Origin of the sequence: Streptomyces sp. NPDC012474 (assembly GCF_042955185.1) — a bacterium.
Classification (GTDB): Bacteria; Actinomycetota; Actinomycetes; order Streptomycetales; family Streptomycetaceae; genus Streptomyces; species Streptomyces cahuitamycinicus.
This window is the reverse complement of the sequence record NZ_JBIBEP010000004.1, coordinates 101,775-123,890: the sequence shown is the minus strand read 5'-3', so window position 1 is coordinate 123,890 and position 22,116 is coordinate 101,775. Positions and strand designations below refer to the sequence as shown.

The window sequence follows — 22,116 nt, the reverse complement described above, 5'->3', positions numbered from 1 at the left end:
CTCCGCCTTGCAGCCGCACGCACCAGACCCCGCTCACCGGCGCTGAACAGCACCGTCGATTTCCTGCGGCCTGATCCAAACGACAGGCCCTAGCTCGATTCCGCTTCGAGCCCGTTCAGCGGGACACGGCGTCGACCAGCCCTGCAAGCGCCTCGCCGAGCCGTTCCAGCCCGGGGCCGGCCGGGCCGCCCGGCTCGGTCATGTAGGTGTCCCGGCGGATCTCCACCATGAGCGCGCTCACCTCGGGCCGCTTCCCGTAGAACTCCAACGGGACGTAGGTCCCGCCGAACGGGGTGTCGGGCTCCGTCTCCCCGAACGCCTCCCGGGCCGCGTCGAGCAGCGCGGGAGGCGTGTGGAAGGAGTCGGTACCGAGGCAGACCGGCGGGCGCGGCCCCTCCCCGTGCAGTTCGTACGGCAGCCTCCGGCTCGGGTAGGAGTGCACGTCGATGATCACGGCCCTCCCGGTCGTGTCCAGCCGGTCCGCCACGGCCCGCGCCATCGCCCGCGCGTACGGCTCGAAGTACCGCTCGACCAGGGGCGTGACGTCGACGTCGTCACGCCGCAGCGCCCCGCCGTGCGTGGTCCGCGTGTAGACCGCTCCCATCCCGACGGCCAGCATCTCCTCCCGCTCGTCCGGAAACCGCTCCGGATCGACGACCAGCCGCGACAGCCGGTTGACGAACCGCCACGGGGTGATGCCGGCCAGCCCGGCCGCCCGCTCGGCGATCTCCGCCGTGTGCGCGTCCGTGATGTGGTCCAGCTCCCGCGCCAGCTCCTCGTCGCCGAGCACGATCCCCGCCCGCACGGCGATGGGTATCTCCCGCGCGGAGTGCGGGACATGGAGGATCACCGGGGAGTCCGCGGCCCCCGGCAGCAGCTCGAAGGGTGGCGCATCGGTCACGGGGCGGCTCCGAGGGCGTTGTCAGTGGTGTCCGGCAGGATCAAGGTGCCACATCACCGAGACCTGCGAGGCCGAGGACGCCATGCCGATCAGCAACGAGCGGGCGAGCACCCATCCGTTCCTCCGGGGGCTGTACGAGGACGCCTACTACCCGGACCACGTCGTGGACCGAGGCCGCGCGATCCTGCTCGCCCTGTGCGAGCGCATCGAGCGGGAGCGCCCCGCCGGCCTCGACGCGCTGCACGCGCTGACCCGGGCGGCCACGGAGGAGTTCAACGATCTCCAGGCCGCGTTCGAGGCGGCGGGCAGCGAGATCGAGACGGTGGCCCGGGAGGAGATAGCCGAGGACTTCGGCTTCGTCGCGCGTGCGTACGGTTTCCCGGACGCGGACGTGGAGGAGCTGATCGCCACCCGGGAGTGGTGAGGGCGCGCGGAAGGGCGAACACGGCTCCGCCCCGGCCGGGCGTGGTGCCGGCCGGGGCGGAGCGGGTGGGCCGCCGGGGCCCGGGGCGTCAGCTCAGGGACGCCAGGACCTCGTTCCACGTGGTGGACGGGCGCATGGCCGCCGCGGCCTTCGCCGGGTCGGGCTGGTAGTAGCCGCCGATGTCGACCGGCTTGCCCTGGACGCCGACCAGCTCGTCGACGATCTTCTGCTCGTTCGCGGCGAGCGTCTCGGCGAGCGGGGCGAAGGCCTTCGCCAGGTCCGCGTCGTCGGTCTGTCCGGCCAGCTCCTGCGCCCAGTACAGGGACAGGTAGAAGTGGCTGCCGCGGTTGTCGATGCCGCCGACGCGCCGGGTCGGGGACTTGTCCTCGTTGAGGAAGGTCGCCGTGGCGCGGTCGAGGGTGTCGGCCAGGACCTGGGCGCGGGCGTTGCCCGCCACCTTCGCCAGCTGCTCGAAGGACGGAACCAGGGCGAAGAACTCACCCAGGGAGTCCCAGCGCAGGTAGTTCTCCTTGACCAGCTGCTGCACGTGCTTCGGCGCCGAGCCGCCCGCACCCGTCTCGAACAGGCCGCCGCCCGCCATCAGCGGGACGACCGACAGCATCTTGGCGCTGGTGCCCAGCTCCAGGATCGGGAACAGGTCGGTCAGGTAGTCACGCAGCACGTTGCCGGTGACCGAGATCGTGTTCTCACCGCGGCGGATGCGCTCCACCGACAGCTTCGTCGCCTCGACCGGGTTGAGGATCCGGATGTCCAGGCCCTCGGTGTCGTGCTCGGCGAGGTAGGTGTTGACCTTGGCGATCAGGTTGGCGTCGTGCGCGCGGGTCTCGTCCAGCCAGAACACCGCCGGGTCGCCGGTGGCGCGGGCGCGGGTGACGGCCAGCTTCACCCAGTCCTTGATCGGCGCGTCCTTGGTCTGGCAGGCGCGGAAGATGTCGCCGGCCGAGACGGCCTGCTCGATGAGCGCGGTGCCGTTGCCGTCGACCAGGCGGACGGTGCCCGTGGTGGGGACCTCGAAGGTCTTGTCGTGGCTGCCGTACTCCTCGGCCTTCTGCGCCATCAGACCGACGTTCGGCACCGAGCCCATGGTGGACGGGTCGAAGGCGCCGTTGGCCCGGCAGTCCTCGATCACGGCCTGGTAGACGCCCGCGTAGGAGGAGTCCGGCAGGACCGCGAGGGTGTCGTGCTCCTGGCCGTCCGGGCCCCACATGTGGCCGGAGGTGCGGATCATGGCCGGCATGGAGGCGTCGACGATGACGTCCGAGGGGACGTGCAGGTTCGTGATGCCCTTGTCGGAGTCGACCATCGCCAGCTCCGGGCCCTCGGCGAGCTCGGCGTCGAAGGAGGCCTTGATCTCCGCGCCCTCCGGCAGGGCGTCGAGGCCCTTCCAGATGCCGCCCAGACCGTCGTTCGGGGTGAGGCCGGCCGCGGCGAGCTTGTCGCCGTACTGCGCGAACGTCTTCGGGAAGAAGGCGCGCACCACGTGGCCGAAGACGATCGGGTCGGAGACCTTCATCATCGTCGCCTTCAGGTGCACCGAGAACAGCACACCCTGCGCCTTGGCCTCGGCGACCTGCGCGGTCAGGAACTCGCGCAGCGCGGCGACGCGCATCACGGAGGCGTCGACGACCTCACCGGCGAGCACGGGTACGGACTCGCGCAGCACCGTGGTGGTGCCGTCGTCGCCGACGAGCTCGATGCGCAGCGCGCCGTCCTCGGCGATCACGACGGACTTCTCGGTGGAGCGGAAGTCGTTCTGGCCCATGGTCGCCACGTTGGTCTGGGACTCGGAGGACCAGGCGCCCATGCGGTGCGGGTGGGACTTGGCGTAGTTCTTGACCGAGGCGGGGGCGCGCCGGTCGGAGTTGCCCTCACGCAGGACCGGGTTCACGGCGGAACCCTTGACCTTGTCGTAGCGGGCGCGGATCTCGCGCTCCTCGTCGGTCTTCGGGTCGTCCGGGTAGTCGGGCAGCGCGTAGCCCTGGCCCTGCAGCTCGGCGACGGCGGCCTTGAGCTGCGGGATGGACGCCGAGATGTTCGGCAGCTTGATGATGTTGGCGGCGGGCGTCTTGGCGAGCTCACCGAGCTCCGCGAGGGCGTCCGGGATGCGCTGGTCCTCGGTCAGGTACTCCGGGAACAGGGCGATGATGCGCCCGGCCAGCGAGATGTCGCGGGTCTCCACGGCGACACCCGCCTGCGAGGCGTACGCCCGGACCACCGGCAGGAAGGAATACGTCGCCAGGGCGGGGGCCTCGTCAGTGTGCGTATAGATGATGGTCGAGTCAGTCACCGGGTGCTCCGCTCCACGTCTGCAACATTGCTCGACATCAAGATATCTCGTGACCGGCCTCGGCTCGACAGGGGTCCGCGACCAGTTCTGTGCAACCGATGGCGCCGCTCGCGTGTCCTGGAGAGAGATCACTCACTCCAAGCCACGGCCGGACCTGACCACCCGGCCGTACGAGCGAAAGCGGACCATGAGATATCGCACCAGAGTGACGGCCCCGGCCGTTGCGCTTCTCGGCACGGCGGCGGCACTGACCACGGGGATACCGGCCCAGGCGGCCGGCAGGACCGGCGCCGGCCCGGGTCCCGAGACCCTCGGCGACCCCGTCTACCCTGACCTGGGCAACGACGGATACCGCGTCTCGGCCTACCACCTCGACTTCGCGTACGACGCCACGACCAAACTCGTCGAGGCCTGCGCGACCCTGACCCTGCGCACCACCCAGGCCCTGAGCCGCTTCTCCCTGGACGCGCACGGCCTGGACATACGCTCCGTCCGGGTCGACGGCCGCACGGCCGCCTTCGAGCAGGTGGCCGAGAAGCTGCGGATCACCCCCGCCCGGAAGCTCCCCGCCAAGACCCGGATCACGGTGCGCGTCGCCTACGGCGCCGACCCGCGCCGGATCCCGCCGCCCGCCGGCGGCTGGGTGGCCACCCCGGACGGGTTCGCGGTGTGCTGCCAGCCGGACCTGGCGCACACCGTCTTCCCCTGCAACGACCACCCCTCCGACAAGGCCGACTTCACCTTCCGGCTCACCGTGCCCACCGGACTGCGGGGCGTCGCCAGCGGCCGGCTGGTGCGCACCGAGCAGCTGTCCGGCGACCGGACCGCGTACACGTACCGCTCGCGCTCGCCGATCGCCACCGAGGTGGTCCAGATCACCGTCGGCGACTATGTGATCAAGGACCGGCAGGGCCCCCACGGCCTGCCGCTGCGGGACGTCGTCCCCGTCGCCCGGGCCGCCGCCCTGGAACCGGCCCTGGCGCTCACCCCGGCGCTGGTGTCGTGGGTCGAGCAGCGGCTCGGCGCCTACCCCTTCGAGACGTACGGCCTGCTGCCCTGCAACAACGACGCCCCGGACGCCTTCGACTTCACGGGTCTGGAGACCCAGACCCTCACGATCTACAAGCCGAACTACCTCCTCCAGGACGAGAGCAAGATCGGCTCGCACATGATGCACGAGCTGGTCCACTCCTACTTCGGCAACAGCGTCAGCCCCGCCACCTGGGCCGACCTGTGGCTGAACGAGGGACACGCCGACTTCTACGGGTTGCTCTACCGCTACGAGCGCGGCTGGCCCGACTCCAAGGGCATGACCACCATGGAAGCCCGGATGAAGGACACCTACGCCCTCGGTGACCAGTGGCGCAGCACCTCCGGGCCGGTCGCCGCACCCAACGCGGCCAACCTGTTCGACAGTCAGCGCTACCTCGGCGGCGTCCTCGTCCTCTACGCGCTGCGGCAGCAGATCGGCGAGGCCGCCTTCAGTGCTGTCGAGCGCGCCTTCCTCGCGCGCCACCGCGACTCCTCGGCCTCCACGCAGGACTACATCGCCGTCGCCTCGGAAGTCTCCGGCCAGGACCTGACCGGCTTCCTGCGGGACTGGCTGTACGGCACGAAGACGCCCCGGATGCCGGGCCACCCGGACTGGACCGTGACGCCGGCGAAGGCGTCCCTCTCGGCACCGCGCGACCGGAGGGACAGCCACCACCACGAGAACTCCGCGACGCTGTGACGAGCGGCTCCGCAGCCTGATCGGGACGAACCCTCAGTCGAGCCGGGCGGGACTCAGTCCGCTCGGCTCGATCGCGCCGGTCCGCTGCTGCGGGATGCCGGCCGGACCCTGCTGCAACGCCACCGTCCGGGCCGGGGCGGGGATGCGGATGCCCTCCGCGCGGTAGCGCTGGTGCAGACGTTTGATGAACTCGTGCTTGATCCGGTACTGGTCGCTGAACTCCCCGACGCCCAGGACGACGGTGAAGCCGATCCGGGAGTCGCCGAAGGTGTGGAACCGGATGATCGGCTCGTGGTCCGGCACCGCGCCCTCGACCTCGGTCATCGTCTCGGCGATGACCTCGTTGGTCACCCGCTCCACGTGCTCCAGGTCGCTGTCGTAGGCCACCCCGACCTGGACCAGGATGGTCAGCTGTTCCTCGGGGCGCATGAAGTTGGTCATGTTCGCCTGCGCGAGCTGACCGTTGGGGAGCACGACGAGGTTGTTGGACAGGTTGCGGATCGTCGTCTGCCGCCAGTTGATGTCCTCGACGTAGCCCTCCTCGCCGCTGCTGAGCTTGATGTAGTCACCGGGCTGGACGGTCTTGGACGCGAGGATGTGGATGCCCGCGAAGAGGTTGGCGAGGGTGTCCTGCAACGCCAGCGCGACCGCCAGGCCGCCGACACCCAGGGCGGTGAGCAGCGGGGCTATGGAGATCCCCAGTGTCTGGAGCACCACCAGGAAGCCGATCGCCAGGACCAGGATCCGGGTGATGTTGACGAAGATCGTGGCCGATCCGGCGACACCGGAACGGGACTGGGTGACGGTGCGCACCAGTCCGGTGACCACCCGCGCCGCGGACACCGTCGCCACGAAGATGAGCAGCACGGTGAGCACCTGGTTGGTGGTGTGCTGCACCGTGCGGGTCAGCGGCAGCACCGCGGCCGCGCCCGCCACGCCGCCCACGACCGCGGCCCAGGGCGCCACGGCCCGCAGGGCGTGCACGATGACGTCGTCCCCGCTCCAGCGGGTGCGGTCGGCGTGCCTGCCCAGCCAGCGCAACAGGAGGCGCAGCGCGAACGCCGCCAGCAGGCCCGAGGCGAGGGCGATGCCGGCGAACAGCAGATCGTCCACGGTGAGGGCCCGGTTCACCGGTCACCTCCGGGGCGGGGAACCACGGGGAACGCCGTCGCCAACGGCCGGATGTGAAGTCTCGTCACGTCGTCACCTGCTCGTTTTCCGGGATGCTCGAAGGTGCCCGACCACCCTGACCTGCGGTCGGCACGATCGTTCATCCTGCCGTATCCCGCACGGGGTTCCGTACCGCGGACGGGGGTGAGCGGAGGGTGAGTCAGCGCACATGACGCACTGTCACGCGCGCTCCTGCCGCGTGACGAGCCGGCGCGCCACCCGGTCAGATCACCTTCAGCCGCACCAGCGCCGCCAGCGTCAGCGCGCCCGGCACCAGCGGCAGCCAGACGGTGATGACCCGGAAGGCCAGGACCACGGCGGTGGCCACCGCGGCCGGGCCGCCCGCCGCCACCAGCGCCATGACCAACGCCGCCTCCACCGAGCCGATGCCGCCCGGCGTGGGCACCAGCGCGACGGCGACCGTCGCCGCCAGGTAGGCCACCGCCATGTGCGCGGGCGGGATGTCCAGCCCCAGCGCCCGCCCCGTCAGCACCAGCACGGACGCCTGCAGCGCCGGGAAGGCGAAGGACCCGCCCCACAGCGCCAGGACCCGTGCCGGGCGGGTGTGCACCGAACGCGCCTCGCCGAGAGCCGTCCGCAGGAAGGACACCAGGGCCGAGCGCAGCCGCCGTACCAGGGCGAGCACGGCCACGGCGATCACGAGCACCACCGCGACACCGGCCAGCAGCGGGCCGAACGCCGTCTCCGGCACCAGCGCGCCGAGCCGCAGCGCGTCGGGGAACGCGATGAGGAGGGCACCCAGCAGCGCCACCCGGCCGATGCTCTCGGCCAGCAGGTACAGGGCGAGGGCGGCCGAGGAGCGGGCGAGCGGCAGCCCGCACACCGTCATGAACCGCAGGTTGACCGCGCTCGCGCCAAGACCGGTCGGCAGCAGGTGGTTGGCCGCTCCCGCCGCGAACTGCGTGGCCAGCAGCCGCCGTCGGGGCAGCCGTTCGACCACCGCGCCCTGCCGGGTGCAGGAGGCGGCGACCCAGGTCAGACAGGTCGCCCCGGCCGCGGCCAGCAGCCAGGGCCACTCGGCGGTGCGCAGATGCGCGAAACCCGCGGCCAGCACCGAACGGTGCTGCACCGCGACGACGGTGACGAGCAGGAGCGGGAGCAGACACAGGATCTGCCGCAGGCGGCGCACCGGGACGCGACGGGGGAGTCGCCCCGGGCGGAGTTCGGGGAGTTGTACCGCTGTCACATCCCCGGAGCCTGTCCAGGACGGGCCAACTGCGGGTTGCGGGAGCGGGGACTGGGGATTGCGCGCGGGAAGCGGCTGCGTGGGGAGCGTCATCGGGGCCTTTGCGCGGAGGGACGGGGAAGAGGGGGATCGGGCTGATTGTGCGGGATGTCGGGGCCCGAACGCGAGCTTCTTGACCTCAAGATTGCTTGAGGTTCTACGGTTGCTGCCATGAGCATGGAGACCACAGCGTGGACACAGCTGCACAGCGTCATGAACGCCGAACGGGAGCGCCGCCCCTTCGCCCTGGCGACCCTGCGCCGCATCGGCGCGTTCGCCCGCCCCCACCGGCGCCGCATCGCCCTCTTCGTCCTGCTCGGTGTGGGCACCGCCCTGCTGGCCGTGGCGACCCCCGTGCTGGCCGGGTCGGTCGTGGACACGATCGTGTCGCACGGCGACGAGGGCACCGTCGTACGTCTCGCCCTGCTCATCGCGCTGATCGCGGTGGCGGAGGCGGCGCTGGGCATCCTCGGCCGCAGGCTGTCGGCGACGCTCGGCGAGCATCTCATCCTCGATCTGCGGACCGCCGTCTTCGACCATGTGCAGCGCATGCCGGTCGCGTTCTTCACACGCACTCGTACGGGCGCCCTGGTCTCCCGGCTCAACAACGACGTCATCGGAGCCCAGCGCGCGTTCAGCAACACCCTCTCCGGAGTGGTCAGCAACCTCGTCACCCTGCTGCTCACGCTCGCGGTGATGCTCACGCTGTCCTGGCAGATCACCTTGCTGGCACTGGTGCTGCTGCCGGTGTTCGTGATCCCGGCCCGGCGCATGGGCAGCCGGATGGCCCGGATGCAACGGGAGGCGGCGACACTGAACGCGGCGATGGGCACCCGCATGACCGAGCGGTTCTCCGCCCCCGGAGCCACGCTGGTCAAGCTCTTCGGGCGGCCGGAGGAGGAGTCGGAGGAGTTCGCCGAGCGGGCCCGCCGGGTCGCGGACATCGGCATCCGCACGGCGACCGCCCAGGCGGCCTTCATCACCGCCCTCACCCTGGTCTCGGCCCTCGCCCTGGCCCTGGTCTACGGCCTCGGCGGCTGGTTCGCGCTGCGCGGCGCCCTGGAACCGGGCGCGGTCGTCTCGCTCGCGCTGCTCCTGACCCGGCTCTACGCGCCGCTGACCGCGCTCGCGGGAGCGCGCGTCGAGGTGATGAGCGCGCTGGTCAGCTTCGAGCGGGTCTTCGAGGTGCTCGACCTCAGGCCGCTCATCGAGGAGAAGCCGGACGCCCGGCCGGTCCCCGACGGGCCCGTGGCGGTCGAGTTCGACCAGGTGCGCTTCGGCTACCCGGCCGCGGACAAGGTCTCCCTGGCCTCCCTGGAGGAGGTCGCGTCCCTGGACGGGCGAGGCGGCGACGAGGTCCTGCACGGCCTGTCCTTCCGCGCCGAACCCGGTCAGACCGTGGCGCTCGTCGGCTCCTCCGGCGCGGGCAAGTCGACCATCGCGCAGCTGATGCCGCGCCTGTACGACACCGACGCGGGGGCCGTGCGCATCGGCGGCGTCGACGTCCGCGACCTCACGGCGCGGTCGCTGCGGCAGACCCTCGGCATGGTCACCCAGGACGGCCACCTCTTCCACGACACCGTCCGCGCCAACCTCCTGCTCGCCCGCCCGGAGGCCACGGAGGAGGACCTGTGGGACGCGCTGCGCCGGGCCCGTCTCGACGACCTCGTACGGTCCCTGCCCGACGGCCTCGACACCGTGGTCGGCGAGCGCGGCTACCGCCTCTCGGGAGGCGAGCGCCAGCGCATGACCATCGCCCGGCTGCTGCTGGCCCGCCAGCGCGTCGTCATCCTCGACGAGGCCACCGCCCATCTCGACAACACCTCCGAGGCCGCCGTCCAGGAAGCCCTCGCCGAAGCCCTCGAAGGCCGCACGGCCGTCGTGATCGCCCACCGCCTCTCCACCGTCCGCGCGGCCGACCAGATCCTGGTCGTCGAGGCCGGCCGGATCGTGGAGCGGGGCACGCACGAGGAACTCCTGGCGGCGGGACAGCGGTACGCGGAGCTGTACCGCACCCAGTTCGCGGAGCCGGCCCGCGGCACACGGGGCGCCGCCGTGGAGGAGGCCGCGTAGCCGCGTGAACACCTGCCCGGACCTGTGCGTACTCCTCTCCGGTACTCCCGCAGACAGCCCGGACCCGGAGAGGCGACGTGTCCCAGCCGCAACCGCCCGTACGATCCCCCCGCCGCAGCCCGTCCCGCGTCCACCGGCCGCGCGCCCTCGCGGCGGCCGGTGCCCTGGCCGTGCTGCCCCTTCTCACCGCCTGTGGCGGCGACGGCCACGACGCCGGCGCCAAGGGCCCGGACGGCAGGGCGGCGCCGAGTGTGACCGCCGCCCCCGCCGCCGGAGTCGTCGCCCCGGCCAAGGTGGAGGTGATCGCCGGGCTGACCGGCTGCAAGGCGAAGATCCGCATCGACGCCGACGAACTGCGCCAGGGCCTGTGCCGCACCAAGAAGGCCGACTACCTCATCACCACCTTCCCCGAGGAGAGGTTCAAGGAGACCTGGCTGGAGGAGGCGCGGGTCTACGGGGGCAAGTACCTCGTCGGCACGCGCTGGGTGGTCAGCGTGAAGCCGGCGCTGCTGGAGTCCTTCCGCGCGAAGCTCGGCGGCACGATCAGGGAGCTGCGGGGCATCGGGCCCAAGCCGGGCGAGTAGCGACGGCTCCCTTTCGAATTCCGCTGGTGGGCGTCATGATGGTGCGGCTCGGCACAGGAGCCGCCCAGCTTCGCGGCGGCATCGGAGATTGAGTTCGTCGTGGTCGCCACCTTTCGTCGCCACTCGCTCGCGGGCGAGATGCTGGTGCTCCAGCTTGCCATCGTCGTGGTGGTGCTGCTGGCTGTCGCCGCGGTCTCCCTCGCCCAGTCCCAGGCCACCTTCAACCGCGTCGAGGGGCGCCGGGTGAGCGCACTCGCCGAGCAGCTGGCCGCCAACCCCCTGGTGCGCAGCCAGCTGGTGCGTCCCGCGCCGGGGGAGGCGCTCGCCCCGCTGGTGCTCGCCACACAGGCGCAGTCGGGGGTGACGTCCGTGACGGTGGCCGACGGGGCCGGGCGGATCGTCAGCTCCACGAACCCCACGGTCGTCGGCGAGCGCATGCGGCTCGGCCCGGGCACCGGCCGGGGGCGCGGCTGGTCCGGGCAGCTCACGCTGGACGGCAACCGCGAGCTGGCCGCCCAGGTGCCCGTCCTCGGAGCGACCGAGGAGAACCTGGGCCGGATCCTCGGCACCGTGATGATCGGCGAGGCCGATCCGACGGTGTGGCAGCGGCTCAACGGTGCCTCCTCCTACCTGCTCGCCTATCTGGGCATCGCCAGCGGACTCGGCGTCGCCGGCTCCTGGCTGCTGGCGCGGCGGGTGAAACGGCAGACCCTCGGGCTGGAGCCGGGCGAGATCGCCGGTCTCGCCGAGCACCGGGAGGCGATGCTGTACGGGATCGCCGAGGGCGTGATCGCCCTGGACCCGCAGCACCGGCTCACCCTCGTCAACGACATGGGCCGCCGCCTGCTCGACCTGCCCGAGGACTGCGTCGGTCAGAGCCTTACGGGCCTCGGCATCGAGGGGAGGCTGCGCGATGTGTTGTCCGGCACCGCCGCCGGCGAGCGTGACGAGGTCGTCGTCCGCCACGGCCGGGTCCTGGTGATGAACCGGATGACCGTCACCAAGGACGGCCGGTCGCTCGGCTCGGTCACCACCCTGCGCGACCGCACCGAACTGGCCCGGCTGGAGCGGGAGATCGGCTCCTTCCGCAGCTCCTCGGAGCTGCTGCGCGCGCAGGCGCACGAGTTCGCCAACCAGCTGCACACCATCTCCGGGCTGATCCAGATCGGCGAGCAGGACGAAGTGGTCAGCTACATCCGCGCGTTGAGCCGGCACCGCCAGTCCCTGGACGTCACCCTCAGCCGCCGGGTCCGGGACACCGCGGTGGCCGCGCTGCTGATGGCGAAGGCGTCCCTGGCCGCGGAACGGAAGGTCAGCCTGCGGATCTCGGACGACACCGCGCTGGAGCGGCTGGCCCCGGAGGACGCCGCCGATGTGGCGACCGTGGTGGGCAACCTGGTGGACAACGCCGTGGACGCCGCCGCCGCCCGCGACGACGCCTGGGTGGAGGTGGCACTGCGCCAGGACGCCTCCAGCGTGGAGATCGCGGTCCGCGACTCCGGGCCGGGCGTGGCTCCCGAACTGGCCCGCGAGGTCTTCTCCCACGGCTTCACCACCAAGGCCGCGCGCGAGGGCGAGCGCGGCATCGGACTGGCCCTGACCAAGCTGGTCTGCGAACGGCACGGGGGAGAGATCTCGGTGGCCAACACCCCCGAAGGGGCCGTGTTCACCGCACGCATGACCGTCAGCCACCTCACCGGCGCGGTGGCGGAAGGAGCGGCCCGATGACCGCGGCGAGCGACAAGACGGGCGCGATCGACGTCCTCGTGGTCGACGACGACTTCATGGTGGCCAGGGTCCACCGCGCCTTCGTCGAACGCGTCGAGCCGTTCCGCGTCGTCGGCACGGCCCACACGGGCGCACAGGCCATCGAGGCGGCCGACGAACTGCGACCCGACCTCATCCTGCTCGACCTCTACCTGCCCGATCTCTTCGGGCTCGACGTCATCCCCCGCCTGCGCACCGCCGGCCACGACTGCGACGTCATGGTCATCACCGCGGCGACGGAGGCCGACACCGTACGCGGCGCGGTCCGGCGCGGTGTGGTCGACTACCTCCTCAAGCCCTTCGACTTCGAGGATCTGCGCCTGCGTCTGGAGCGCTATGCCGCCCAGCGGGGCCGGCTGCTCACGACGGTGGTCCGGGGCCAGGCGGACGTGGACCGGGTCCTCGCCGGGGCCTTCGCCCCCGCACCGGCGTCCACCCTGCCCAAGGGCATGAGCGTGGAGACCGCCGGCCTCGTCGAGCGGGCCCTGCGCGCGGCGGACGGCACCCTGTCCGCCACCGAGTGCGCCGCCCTCACCGGAGTGTCGCGGGTGAGCGCCCGCCGCTATCTGGAGTACTTCCACGGCACGGGCAGTGCGGAGGTGTCCCTGCGCTACGGCGCCGCCGGCCGGCCCGAGCGGCGCTACGGCTGGCGGGCCTGAGCCGCCGGCCGGACGCCGGCCGCGGGACCCGTGTCCTCGTGATGGGCGTGCACGCGCCGCAGCAGGGAGGCGAGTTGCTCCCGTTCGGCCTCGCTCAGCGGCGTCAGGAGGTCGTCGTCCGCGGAGGCGATGTCGGCACTGAGGTGGTCGAGGGCAAGCCTGCCCTCCGGGGTGATGAGGACGTCGACGCGGCGGCGGTCGGTGAGGCTGCGGACGCACGTCACCTGCCCGGCGTCGGCCAGGTCCTTCACGATCTTCGCGAGGTCACTGGCGTTCATGTCCAGCCGGGCGGCCAGCACGCCCTTGGGCTGCGGACCGAGGTCGGCGACCAGGGTCAGGACGGTCAGATGCCACAACCGCAGCCCTCGGGCGGTGAGCTTCTCCGACAGGGTGCGGCGGGCGGCCTTTCCCGTCGCGTACATCAGGTACGCGCTGAGGTTCAGCACGCTGGGCGGGGTCATGCGTGAACGTTAGCCCGGCTGTGCCCTTCCTGTGAACGCCGTCCGGAATCGGGCCACTTGAAGCCGTCACGGGCATCGGGTGAGCAGCCCCGCGCGGACCGCCGCCGCGCGGCCCGGTGCCGTGCGGCGACGGTGCGGGCCGGCCCCGGGACCGTACCGGGGCCGGCACGTCAGGGGCGGTTGGTGAGGTAGCCGCCCATGGAGGTGAAGTACTCGGTGGCGGGCAGCTCCCGGCCGTCCTCGGTGCGGACACGCGTGATGGCCAGGCCGTGGTTGCGGCCCGTCCGGGCGTCGGCGCCGGCGACGATCACCACGCCGTCGCCCTCGCGGTAGAAGATGCGGCCGGGCGTGCCGCCGTAGCGGCCCTCGGACACGAACGAGGCCAGGACGTCGAGCCGCTTGCCCTTGTGGAAGGTGTAGGCGCTGGGGTACGGCTCGGACTGGGCGCGCACCAGCCGCTCCAGGTCCTGCGCGGCCCAGGACCAGTCGATGCGGCTGTCCTCGTCGGCCCGCTTGTGGAAGAAGGACGCCTGGGAGCGGTCCTGCTTGGTGAACTCGGTCCGGCCGGAGGCGATCAGGCCGAGCGCGCCGATGGTGACCGGGGCGATGAGGTCGACGGTCTTGTGGAAGAGGTCGGTCGCGGTGTCCGTCGGGCCGACCGGCACGGCCTCCTGCCGGACGATGTCGCCGGCGTCGAGTTCGTCGTCCATCATGTGCGCGGTGACGCCCACCTCGGACTCGCCGTTGATGAGCGCCCAGATCAGCGGGGAGAACCCGGCGTACTTCGGCAGCAGCGAGTCGTGCACGTTCAGCGTGCCCCGGCGCGGCAGCCCGAAGATGCGCGGGGGGATCCACGTACGCCAGTTGTTGGCCACGATGATGTCCGGGTCGGCCTCCTTGAGGCGCTCGAACAGCTCGTCGTCGTCCGGGCGGTTGCGGATCAGCACCGGGACGCCGTGCTCCTCGGCGAGGTCGGCGACGGAGTCGCTCCAGATCTTCTCGTAGGCGTGCTCGCTCTTGGGGTGGGTCACGACCAGCACCACGTCGTGCTCGGACTCCAGGAGGGCTTGCAGGGTGCGATGCCCCCAGGTCTGGTAACCGAACATGACGACCCGCATGGGGTTCCTCCTCAGAGCAAGGTTTTGGCCGACGTAAGTAAAGCAAGCCTTACCTTAGTCTGCAACGGGTGGGTGATCCGCCGCAGTTGAGAGGCCCTGCCGGTCCGGCTGTCCGTTTTGCCCTGTCGACACCCTCGCGGGTTTAGCTTAGGCTCACCTAAGTTCCACAGGGGTGCTGCTCCGTCTGCATGCCCACCTTTCGTTCCCTCCACACCTGACACGCGGCTGCCCCGCACGATGGGAGTGACATGTCGCAGGTTCTTCCTGATGACGCATCACCGGTCCATGACCTGATCGGTATCGGCTTCGGGCCGTCCAATGTGGCCATGGCGATCGCGCTCCGCGAGCACAACAACCGCGTCGGCAGGCAGGAGGCGATCACCGCTCACTTCTTCGAGCAGCAGCCCCGGTTCGGCTGGCACCGCGGCATGCTCATCGACGACGCCACCATGCAGGTCTCCTTCCTGAAGGACCTGGTGACGCTGCGGAACCCGGCCAGCGAGTACAGCTTCCTCTGCTACCTGCAGAGCAAGGGCCGACTGATCGACTTCATCAACGGCAAGAACCTGTTCCCGCTGCGCGTGGAGTTCCACGACTACTTCGAGTGGGCCGCGTCCCAGGTCGACGACATGGTCTCCTACGGCCACGAGGTCGTCGGGGTCGCGCCCGTGACCCGGGACGGCGTCGTGGAGTACCTGGAGGTGACCGTCCGCTCGGGCGGCGGCCTGGAAGTCCACCGGGCCCGCAACCTCGTCATCGGCACCGGCCTGCGCCCGCTCATGCCCGAGGGTGTGGAGCGCGGCGAACGCGTCTGGCACAACTCGGAACTCCTCGCACGGGTCGACGAGTTGGAGGGCACCTCGCCGTCCCGGTTCGTCGTCGTGGGAGCCGGCCAGAGCGCCGCCGAGAATGTCGCCTACCTGCACCGCCGCTTCCCCGAAGCCGAGATCTGCGCCGTCTTCTCCCGCTACGGCTACAGCCCCGCCGACGACAGCAGCTTCGCCAACCGGATCTTCGACCCCCAGGCCGTCGACGAGTACTTCGAGGCGCCCGAGGACGTCAAGCGCCGCCTGATGGACTACCACGGCAACACCAACTACTCCGTGGTGGACATCGACCTGATCGACGACCTCTACCGGCAGTCGTACCGGGAGAAGGTACTCGGCACCGAACGCCTGCGCTTCATCAACGTCTCCCGCCTCACCGCCGTCAAGGAGACGCCCACCAGCGCACTGGCCACCGTGAAATCCCTCGTCACCGGCGAGGAGACCGACCTCGACGCCGACGTCGTGGTCTTCGCCACCGGCTACAGCCCCGCCGAGCCCACCGGTCTGCTCGGCGAGGTCGCCGACCGCTGCGTCCGCGACGACGAGGGCCGCGTCCGCGTCGAGCGCGACTGGCGCATCGCGACCGACCCCGCCCTGCGCTGCGGCATCTACCTGCAGGGCGGCACGGAGCACACGCACGGCATCACCTCGTCCCTGCTGTCCAACACCGCCATCAGGGTGGGCGAGATCCTGGACTCGCTCCTCGGACGCGGCTCCGCTCCCACCGCCGGCGAGACCCGCACGCTCGCCGACGGCACGGGCAGCACGGCCCGTCAGTAGACACCGCGCTCGATCAACTCACCGCCGGCGCAAGGGATAACGTACGTCCACATGGGCACGACTGCTGTGATGGAGCGCCCCGCGCCCGGGGGCATGGCGAAGACCCGTCGGCGACGGGTCATGGTTCTGGGCAATCTTCTGGCGGTCCTCGTGGTCGCCGCTGCGCTGTCGCTCGCCGTCGGCGCCCGGGCACTGAGCCCCGCGGAGGTCTGGCACGGGCTCTTCGGGGACCCGACGCCCGACCAGCGGCTCACGGAGATCCGGCTCATCGTGGAGACCGTACGGGTGCCCCGTACGGTTCTCGCGATCGTGGCGGGCATCGCCCTGGGGACCGGCGGGGCGCTGATCCAGGGGTACACCCGCAATCCGATCGCCGACACCGGCCTGCTCGGTGTGAACACCGGCGCGTCGTTCGCCGTGGTGTCGTCGATCGCCGTCTTCGGGTTCTCGGACCCGCTCCAGTACGTCTGGTTCGCCTTCCTCGGGGCGGCGGTCGCCGGTGTCGTGGTGTTCGGTCTCGCGAGCATCGGGCGGGGCGCCGGCAACCCGCTGACGCTGGCCCTGGCCGGGCAGGGGATCACGGTGTTCCTGATGGCGATGACCACGGCCGTCGCGCTGTCGAACCAGGCCTCGCTGAACGCCCTGCGGTTCTGGAACGCGGGCTCCGTGGCCGGCGTCGGATTCGACGTCATCCGGCCGGTGACCGCGTTCGTCGCCGTCGGGCTGGTGCTGGCCCTGACCACGTTGCCCTCGCTCAACCTGCTCAACCTGGGTGACGACGTGGCGCGGGGGCTCGGCGTGAACATCGCGCTGAGCCGGACCGTCGGCATCACCGCCATCACCCTGCTGGCGGGGGCGGCGACGGCCGCCTGCGGCCCCATCGCCTTCCTGGGCCTCATGGTGGCCCACGTGGCCCGCTACCTGACCGGCCCGGACTACCGCTGGCTGGTGCCCTGCGCCGGACTGCTCGGCGCCGTCGTCCTGCTGGTCTGCGACATCATCGGCCGACTGGTGGTCAGGCCGGGCGAGCTGGACGCGGGCGTCGTCGTGGCGCTCCTCGGGGCCCCCTTCTTCGCGGTGCTCGTCTGGCGCGGAAAGTTCAGGAGCGCATGAACGTGACCGACGTGACCGACGTGAAGCCGTCGCTGCCGCCGGGCGTGCGGCTGGGCCGGGTGTCGTTCTTCTGGCGGCCCTGGCTGGTGGGCGTCTCGCTGCTGCTGGCGGCTGCGGCCTTCCTGGTCTTCTGCGTGTCCATCGGCGTCGGGGACTTCCCCATCGGCCTCCCGCAGGTGATCCGCACGCTCCTCGGGCGGGGCGAACAGGTCGACCAGTTCGTCATCATGGACCTGCGGATGCCGCGCGCCCTGGCCGGGCTCGTCGTGGGGATCGCGCTCGGGGTATCCGGGGCGATCACCCAGTCCATCGCCCGCAATCCCCTCGCCAGCCCGGACGTCCTGGGCATCACCTCGGGCGCCGGCGCGGTCGCGGTGTTCCTGGTGACGGTGTCGGGCGGGGCCGCCGCGGCCGTGACGGACACCCTGGGCCTGTCGGCGGCGGCGCTCGCCGGCGGCCTCGGCACGGGGCTTCTGGTGTACTTCCTGGCCTGGCGGCGCGGGATCGACGGTTTCCGGCTCATCCTCATCGGCATCTCGGTGAGCGCGGTGATGGAGGCCGTCACCACCTGGCTGCTCGTCTCGGCCGACATCAGGGACGTGGCCCAGGCGCAGGCCTGGCTGGTCGGCTCCCTCGACGACCGCTCGTGGAGCGAGGTCCAGGTGGCCCTGTGGGGCACGCTCGTGCTGCTGGTCGTCGTGGCCGCCGTCGCGTTCCAGTTCAAGCCGATGCACTTCGGCGACGAGGTCGCCGCCGGACTCGGGGTGCGGTACGCGGCCGTGCGGGCGGTCCTGCTGCTGTGCGCTGTCCTGCTGGCCGGTGTGGCGGTGAGCGCGGCGGGCCCGGTCCCGTTCGTCGCGCTGGTCGCTCCACAGGTGGCGATGCGGCTGGCGCGCTGCCCCACACCGCCGATGCTCGCCTCGGGCCTGGTGGGCGCGCTGCTGCTGATCGGCTCGGACCTGGTCGCGCGGGCGGTCCTGCCGGTCTCGCTCCCGGTCGGCGTGGTCACCGCCGCGATCGGCGGGCCCTTCCTCGTCTACCTGCTGGTGCGGGCGAACCTCCGGTAGATGTACAAGAGTCAGGTGAACCTAAGCAAGGGGGGACCCGTGGTCGCACAGTCCGTCACCGAGGCCGCGGTCGGCGACGCCTCGCGGCTGGCAGCCCGAGGAATCACGGTCGGCTACGGGGGCCGGGTCGTCATCGACGGCCTCGACGTGGCGATACCGCCCGGGGTGGTCACCACGATCATCGGCCCCAACGGCTGCGGGAAGTCCACCCTGTTGCGGACCCTGTCGCGGCTGCTCAAGCCCGCCCGGGGGACGGTCGTCCTGGACGGCGAGGACATCGGCGGGCTCCGGACCCGGGACGTGGCGAAGAAACTCGGCCTGCTCCCGCAGGCGCCGGTCGCGCCGGAGGGGCTGACGGTGGCCGACCTGGTCGCCCGGGGCCGGCACCCGCACCAGAGCTGGCTGCGGCAGTGGTCCTCGGACGACGCCGAGGTCGTGGAGCGCGCGCTCGCCATGACCGGCGTGGCCGACCTGGCCGACCGCCCGGTCGACTCGCTCTCCGGCGGGCAACGGCAGCGCGTGTGGATCTCCATGACGCTGGCTCAGGGCACCGATCTGCTGCTCCTGGACGAGCCGACGACCTATCTGGACCTGGCGCACGCGGTCGACGTCCTCGACCTGGTCGACGATCTGCACGAGTCGGGCTGCACCGTCGTCATGGTGCTCCACGACCTCAACCTGGCCGTGCGCTACAGCGACCACCTCGTCGTGATGCGGGAGGGGGCGATCCTGGCGCAGGGCCACCCGCGCGACGTCGTCACCGCCGAACTGCTGCGCACGGCCTTCGGATTGCACGCCCAGGTGATCGACGACCCGGTCGGGGACCGGCCGTTGATCGTGCCGATCGGGCGTACGCATGTGCGCCCGGGACACATCCCGATAAAGGAGTAGAGGTAAGGCTAGGCTAACCTCACTCCGTCGCGATAAGGTTTGCCTGCCCTTAGGCAAGGGTGCAGCGAACTAGCACGAAAGCAAGGGGTTTTGGATGCTCCTCCAACGAACGACGTCCGGGAAGCCATGGCGGCGGCTGGCGGCGATCGTGTCCGCGGCCACCCTCGGCGTCGGTCTCCTCGCGGGATGCGGTTCCGACTCGGCGGACACGGCGGACAACAAGAACGAGGGCACCCAGGCCGCGGCAGCCGGCGCGTTCCCGGTCACCGTGGAGCACGCGTTCGGATCCACGAAGGTCGAGAAGGCACCCCAGCGGGTCGTCTCCGTCGGCTACACCGACGACCAGACCGTCCTGGCCTTCGGCATCAAGCCGGTCGGCATGGTCGACCAGTACCCCAACCCGCCGGGCAAGTCCCCCGACATCAACACCCAGTGGCCCTGGGTGAAGGACAAGTGGGGTGACAGCAAGCCCGAGGTCGTCATGAAGAACGGCGACTCCGGCCCCAACTACGAGAAGATCGCGGCCCTGCGGCCGGACCTGATCGTCGCGGTCTACTCCGAGATCGACCAGGCCGGCTACGACAAGCTCTCCAAGATCGCTCCTACGGTGGCCCGCACCAAGGCCGAGAAGGAGCCCTTCAGCGCCCCCTGGCAGGACAACGCCCTGCACATCGCCAAGGCCCTCGGCAAGGCCGACGAGGGCCAGAAGATGGTCGACGACATCCAGGGCCAGCTGGACACGGCCAAGAAGGAGCACCCGGAGCTCGGCAAGCAGACCGCTGTCGCGCTGTCCTGGTACGAGAACTCGGTGGCGCCGTTCACCTCCACCGACGTGCGCGGCCGGCTGGTCTCGGGCATCGGCTTCAAGTACCAGACCGGCATCGACAAGGTCGCCGGGGGCAGCTTCTACACCAAGCTCTCGCCCGAGCGCATCGACCTCGTCGACGTCGACCACATCTTCGTCATCAACGACAAGGCCGACACCGAGGCCCTGAAGAAGTTCAAGCTGTTCACCAACCTCGACGCGGTGAAGAAGGGCAACGTGTCCTACCTGCTCGACAGCGAGGGACCGGCCGTCGGCGCGGCCATCTCCCAGGGCACCTTGCTGTCCATGCCGTACGCGATCGACGAGCTCGTCAAGTCGGTCGAGTAGGGAAGTGAGCACCACCGATACGCGCGTCGCCCCGGCGGCCCTGCGCACGACGACCGGCCGCGAGGCCGCCCGCTGGGTCGCGGGACACTGCCGCGCCATGCCCGGGCTCTCGGCCGTGACCGTGCTCACCACGGTCGCGGGGGCGGCGCTCCAGGTGCTCCCGGTGCTCCTGCTCGGCCGGGTGGTCGACGGGGTCGTCGAGGGCGAGGACCGTTCGGTCCTGGTCACGATCGGGGTGCTGATCGGTGCCGCCGCGCTGCTCGGCGCGGCGGCCACCGCGGTCTCCACCTACCTGATCGGACGGCTGGGCGCGGATCTGCTCGCGCGGCTGCGCGAAGGCGCCGTCCGCGCGGTGCTCGGCATGCCGAGCGCGCGGATCGAGCAGGTCGGCCGGGGAGACGTGCTCTCCCGGGTCGGTGACGACGTGGCCGTCATCTCCAAGGGCATCCGCACGGCCGTCCCCACCGTGTTCTCGGCGGGCGTGCTGGTCGTCATCGCGACCCTCGGCATGTTCGGGCTCGACTGGCGGCTCGGCCTGGCCGGCGCCGGTGCGCTGCCCGCCTACGCGCTGGCGCTGCGCTGGTACCTGCCCCGCTCCGCCCCGCTGTACCGCAAGCAGCGCGTGGCCCAGGCCGACCGGGCCCAGGCGTTCATCAGCGGCCTGAACGGCATCGACACGGTCCGCGCCTACCGTCTGGAGGGTGCCTTCCGCGAGAAGGTCACCACCGAGTCGTGGCGGGTGCGCGAGCTGGGTATCGAGGTGTTCCGGTTCTTCGGCCGGTTCGTCGGCCGGGAGAACCGCGCCGAGTTCATCGGTCTGGTCCTGATCCTCGTGGTGGGATACGCCCTGCTGGAGGCCGACGCGGCCACCCTGGGCGAGGTGTCGGCGGCCCCGCTGCTGTTCCACCGGCTGTTCACCCCGCTGGGCGCCATCATGTTCACCTTCGACGAGGCGCAGAAGTCGGGTGCGAGCCTGACCCGCCTGGTCGGGGTGCTGGGGGAGTCGGCCGAGGAGCGGCTGGTCGGCGACGAATCCGTCACCGCGGCCCGAGCGGGGGCGTACCCGGTGACGGTCGAGGGGCTGACGTTCCGTTACCCCGGCTCCGAGGAGCCGGTGCTGCGGGACGTGGACCTGACCATCCCGGCGGGCGGGTCGCTCGCCCTGGTGGGCGCCACCGGTGCGGGCAAGACGACCCTGGCCGCGCTGATCGCCGGTATCGGCACCCCGGAGGCCGGTTCGGTGCGCATCGGGACGACGGATCTCTCCGGCCTGGACGAGGCCGGGGCCCGTGCCCTGGTGAGCATCCTGACGCAGGAGACGCACGTGTTCTCCGGCCCGCTCGCCGACGACCTGCGGCTGTCCGCGCCGGGGGCGAGCGACGCCGAGCTGCTGGACGCGTTGCGCACGGTCGGTGCGGAAGGCTGGGTCGGCGCGCTGCCCGACGGGCTGGACACTCCGGTCGGCGAGGGCGGTGAACGCCTGGACGGCACCAAGGTCGCCCAGATCGCCCTGGCGCGGCTGGTGCTGGGCCGGGCGCCGGTGGTGGTGCTCGACGAGTCGACCGCCGAGGCCGGCAGCGAGGGCGCCGCCGAGCTGGAGCGGGCCGTACTGGCCGCGTGCGCGGGCCGGACCACGCTGTTCGTGGCGCACCGGCTGACCCAGGCGATGGCCGCGGACCGGATCGCCGTGCTCGACGCGGGGCGCGTCGTGGAGCAGGGGACGCACGAGGAACTGGTGGCTCTGGGCGGCCGGTACGCACGACTGTGGCGGGCCTGGCGAGAGGGTAGTTAGGTAACCCTAATTTAGGTTAGCCTAACTCCACATTCTGGAAGGGACGCTGA

18 protein-coding genes are annotated in these 22,116 nt (G+C 71.3%); 12 read left to right on the top strand and 6 right to left on the bottom strand.

Translation table 11 applies throughout. The features are described 5' to 3' along the window. Positions 1–115: 115 nt before the first annotated feature. A complete protein-coding gene (locus tag ACFY9S_RS11215; RefSeq protein ID WP_391125770.1) occupies positions 116–901 on the bottom strand; it encodes an N-formylglutamate amidohydrolase in 786 nt (261 codons plus the stop codon). Positions 902–983: 82 nt separating this feature from the next. On the opposite strand from ACFY9S_RS11215, the gene ACFY9S_RS11210 reads away from it, so the two are divergent. Then, a complete protein-coding gene (locus ACFY9S_RS11210) occupies positions 984–1,325 on the top strand; it encodes a DUF5713 family protein (RefSeq protein ID WP_391125767.1) in 342 nt (113 codons plus the stop codon). An 88-nt stretch (positions 1,326–1,413) separates the two neighbouring features. Here ACFY9S_RS11210 and ACFY9S_RS11205 read toward each other — a convergent pair whose 3' ends face one another. Further along, entirely contained in the window at positions 1,414–3,633 is a 2,220-nt protein-coding gene (locus tag ACFY9S_RS11205) for an NADP-dependent isocitrate dehydrogenase (RefSeq protein ID WP_391125764.1), read from the bottom strand. A 187-nt stretch (positions 3,634–3,820) separates the two neighbouring features. On the opposite strand from ACFY9S_RS11205, the gene ACFY9S_RS11200 reads away from it, so the two are divergent. Continuing rightward, a complete protein-coding gene (locus tag ACFY9S_RS11200; RefSeq protein WP_391125761.1) occupies positions 3,821–5,365 on the top strand; it encodes a M1 family aminopeptidase in 1,545 nt (514 codons plus the stop codon). A gap of 33 nt (positions 5,366–5,398) precedes the next feature. Here the strand turns inward: ACFY9S_RS11200 and ACFY9S_RS11195 are convergent, their stop codons facing one another. Together ACFY9S_RS11195 and ACFY9S_RS11190 are read right to left on the bottom strand one after the other, a co-directional pair. After that, positions 5,399–6,496, bottom strand: a complete 1,098-nt coding sequence (locus ACFY9S_RS11195) for a mechanosensitive ion channel domain-containing protein (RefSeq protein ID WP_391125758.1) — start codon at positions 6,494–6,496, stop codon at positions 5,399–5,401. 262 nt (positions 6,497–6,758) lie between these two features. Further along, complete coding sequence (locus tag ACFY9S_RS11190) at positions 6,759–7,742, bottom strand: lysylphosphatidylglycerol synthase domain-containing protein (RefSeq protein WP_391125755.1); 984 nt, start codon at positions 7,740–7,742, stop codon at positions 6,759–6,761. Positions 7,743–7,958: 216 nt separating this feature from the next. On the opposite strand from ACFY9S_RS11190, the gene ACFY9S_RS11185 reads away from it, so the two are divergent. The 4 genes from ACFY9S_RS11185 to ACFY9S_RS11170 all read left to right on the top strand — a co-directional run bounded on the left by ACFY9S_RS11185 (position 7,959) and on the right by ACFY9S_RS11170 (position 12,864). Continuing rightward, complete coding sequence (locus ACFY9S_RS11185) at positions 7,959–9,854, top strand: ABC transporter transmembrane domain-containing protein (protein WP_391126586.1); 1,896 nt, start codon at positions 7,959–7,961, stop codon at positions 9,852–9,854. A gap of 77 nt (positions 9,855–9,931) precedes the next feature. Beyond that, positions 9,932–10,438: a hypothetical protein gene (locus ACFY9S_RS11180; RefSeq protein ID WP_391125752.1), complete on the top strand. Its 507-nt coding sequence runs from the start codon at positions 9,932–9,934 to the stop codon at positions 10,436–10,438. Between the two features lie 99 nt (positions 10,439–10,537). After that, the gene (locus ACFY9S_RS11175; protein ID WP_102909927.1) at positions 10,538–12,166 is read left to right on the top strand and encodes an ATP-binding protein; all 1,629 of its coding nucleotides are present in this window, start codon (positions 10,538–10,540) and stop codon (positions 12,164–12,166) included. After that, complete coding sequence (locus ACFY9S_RS11170) at positions 12,163–12,864, top strand: response regulator (protein WP_391125749.1); 702 nt, start codon at positions 12,163–12,165, stop codon at positions 12,862–12,864. Before ACFY9S_RS11175 ends, ACFY9S_RS11170 begins: the two co-directional genes overlap by 4 nt. On the opposite strand, the gene ACFY9S_RS11165 is transcribed toward ACFY9S_RS11170, so the two are convergent. Together ACFY9S_RS11165 and ACFY9S_RS11160 are read right to left on the bottom strand one after the other, a co-directional pair. Further along, entirely contained in the window at positions 12,846–13,325 is a 480-nt protein-coding gene (locus ACFY9S_RS11165) for a MarR family winged helix-turn-helix transcriptional regulator (RefSeq protein WP_391125746.1), read from the bottom strand. The two genes, ACFY9S_RS11170 and ACFY9S_RS11165, sit on opposite strands and share 19 nt — an antisense overlap. A 170-nt stretch (positions 13,326–13,495) precedes the next feature. Then, positions 13,496–14,443 (bottom strand): formyltransferase family protein, encoded by a 948-nt coding sequence (locus ACFY9S_RS11160; RefSeq protein WP_391125743.1) that lies wholly within the window; start codon positions 14,441–14,443, stop codon positions 13,496–13,498. A 248-nt stretch (positions 14,444–14,691) separates the two neighbouring features. Here ACFY9S_RS11160 and ACFY9S_RS11155 point away from each other — a divergent pair, with 248 nt between their 5' ends. The 6 genes from ACFY9S_RS11155 (at position 14,692) to ACFY9S_RS11130 (ending at position 22,066) form a co-directional block, all read left to right on the top strand. Next, the gene (locus tag ACFY9S_RS11155) at positions 14,692–16,050 is read left to right on the top strand and encodes a SidA/IucD/PvdA family monooxygenase (RefSeq protein ID WP_391125740.1); all 1,359 of its coding nucleotides are present in this window, start codon (positions 14,692–14,694) and stop codon (positions 16,048–16,050) included. Positions 16,051–16,101: 51 nt separating this feature from the next. Then, entirely contained in the window at positions 16,102–17,163 is a 1,062-nt protein-coding gene (locus ACFY9S_RS11150; protein ID WP_391125738.1) for an iron chelate uptake ABC transporter family permease subunit, read from the top strand. Further along, positions 17,160–18,230: an iron chelate uptake ABC transporter family permease subunit gene (locus ACFY9S_RS11145; protein ID WP_391125735.1), complete on the top strand. Its 1,071-nt coding sequence runs from the start codon at positions 17,160–17,162 to the stop codon at positions 18,228–18,230. Before ACFY9S_RS11150 ends, ACFY9S_RS11145 begins: the two co-directional genes overlap by 4 nt. A gap of 39 nt (positions 18,231–18,269) precedes the next feature. Continuing rightward, positions 18,270–19,121, top strand: a complete 852-nt coding sequence (locus ACFY9S_RS11140; protein WP_391125732.1) for an ATP-binding cassette domain-containing protein — start codon at positions 18,270–18,272, stop codon at positions 19,119–19,121. 94 nt (positions 19,122–19,215) lie between these two features. Further along, positions 19,216–20,274, top strand: coding sequence for an ABC transporter substrate-binding protein (locus ACFY9S_RS11135; protein WP_391125729.1), 1,059 nt, complete (start codon positions 19,216–19,218; stop codon positions 20,272–20,274). 4 nt (positions 20,275–20,278) lie between these two features. Continuing rightward, positions 20,279–22,066 (top strand): ABC transporter transmembrane domain-containing protein, encoded by a 1,788-nt coding sequence (locus tag ACFY9S_RS11130; RefSeq protein ID WP_391125726.1) that lies wholly within the window; start codon positions 20,279–20,281, stop codon positions 22,064–22,066. Positions 22,067–22,116 lie beyond the last annotated feature (50 nt).